Source organism: Enterobacter sp. ZOR0014 (assembly GCF_000798855.1).
GTDB classification, from domain to species: Bacteria; Pseudomonadota; Gammaproteobacteria; order Enterobacterales; family Enterobacteriaceae; genus Enterobacter; species Enterobacter kobei.
The window spans coordinates 1-1,799 of the sequence record NZ_JTLF01000043.1; the positions used below are offsets into that span (position 1 = coordinate 1).

Here is a 1,799-nt window from a genome sequence, read left to right on the forward strand (position 1 = left end):
TAGCTGTGTTAGATCATGTTACCGGTAAAATAACACTTTCGGGCTAGTGGATTATCCTACTCAAACTCGTTCCAGGAGCGGCCATCACGGGTGATCATGGCCACCGATGCAACCGGCCCCCAGGTACCCGCCTGATACGGTTTTGGAGCATCCTGATCGGCTGCCCAGGCTTCGGTAATGGAATCGACCCATTTCCACGCCTCTTCCACTTCGTCGCGACGCACGAACAGCGCCTGGATACCACGCATGGTTTCCAGCAGCAGACGCTCATAAGCATCCGCGAGGTGCGTCTGGTTGAAGGTTTCGGAGTAGCTCAGATCCAGTTTGGTGGTCTGCAGGTTATGCTTGTGATCCAGGCCCGGCACTTTGTTGAGGATCTGGATATCAACCCCTTCGTCCGGCTGCAAACGAATGGTCAGTTTGTTCTGCGGCAGCTCCTGCCAGGACTCTTTGAACAGGTTCAGTTCCGGGTTTTTGAAGTAGACGACAACTTCGGAACATTTGGTTGGCAGACGTTTACCGGTACGCAGGTAGAACGGCACGCCCGCCCAGCGCCAGTCATCGATGTCCACGCGGATCGCCACAAAAGTCTCGGTGTTGCTGGATTTGTTCGCGCCCTCTTCTTCCAGGTAGCCCGGCACTTTTTTGCCTTGCGCAAACCCGGCGGTGTACTGGCCGCGAACGGTCTTCTCGCGCACGTTGGAGCGGTCGATGCGGCGCAGCGACTTGAGCACTTTGACTTTGGCGTCGCGAATGCTGTCTGCCGTCAGGTCAGACGGCGGTGACATGGCGATCATGCACAGAATTTGCAGGAGGTGGTTCTGGATCATGTCGCGCATCTGGCCTGCCTGGTCAAAGTAACCCCAGCGACCTTCGATACCCACCTCTTCCGCCACGGTGATTTCCACGTGGTCGATAGTGCGGTTGTCCCAGTTATTCACAAACAGGGAGTTAGCAAAACGCAGCGCCAGCAGGTTCAGTACCGTCTCTTTACCGAGATAGTGGTCGATACGGTAAACCTGGCACTCTTCGAAGAACTCGCCCACCTGGTCGTTGATTTCACGCGAGGTTGCCAGAGAGGTACCCAGCGGCTTCTCCATTACCACGCGCGCCGGTTTGGCGTTCAGTTTGGCTTCGCCGAGACCTTTGCAGATGGCGCCGAACGTGCTTGGCGGCATGGCGAAATAGTTAATGGTGACACGGTTTTTCTGATCCAGCATGGCGCCCAGGCGGTTAAACGCGCTGACGTCATTGACGTCCAGGTTGCAGAAATCAAGACGACCGCTCAGAGTATCCCACAAACTTTCATCAATTTTTTCCTTCATGAAAGTTTCGAGCGCCTCGCGGACGACTTTGGTATAAGCGTTCTTATCCCAGTCGGCGCGCCCTACCCCCAGGATACGGGTATCCGGATGAATTTGGCCCGCTTTCTCCAGTTGATACAGGGAAGGCAGCAATTTTCGGCGTGCAAGATCGCCTTTCGCGCCGAAAATGACCAGGTCACATGCCTGGGCTGTTTGCGTTACCGCCATGTCATTCTCCTCAGTTGGATCACCTGGTACTTCTGCCAGGTATCGTTGTAATTTTATTACAATGCACTGTACTGCTTTTACGTCATTCCCGAAACCATTAGCACTTATCGTCTCGTGCGATACGGCAATTTTTCGCCTTGCAGCCGATTACGGGGGCATTATGACGCAACAAGCGTCGATAATTTGCGCAACAGGGTCATAGCAAAACCCGACATCGATCAAGTAATGAAAAAAAACAACAACATTATCTTGTCGACTGTTACCCTT

1 protein-coding gene is annotated in these 1,799 nt (G+C 53.8%); it reads right to left on the minus strand.

Going from position 1 to position 1,799, the window contains the following annotated elements; genetic code table 11:
• Nucleotides 1-56: 56 nt before the first annotated feature.
• Complete coding sequence (gene zwf / locus L977_RS01665; RefSeq protein ID WP_047624450.1) at nucleotides 57-1,532, minus strand: glucose-6-phosphate dehydrogenase; 1,476 nt, start codon at nucleotides 1,530-1,532, stop codon at nucleotides 57-59.
• Nucleotides 1,533-1,799 lie beyond the last annotated feature (267 nt).

What these genes read in the sequence shown, in the direction of transcription:
- zwf (WP_047624450.1), bottom strand. Translation starts at nt 1,532, where the DNA reads ATGGCGGTAACGCAAACAGCCCAGGCATGTGACCTGGTCATTTTCGGC.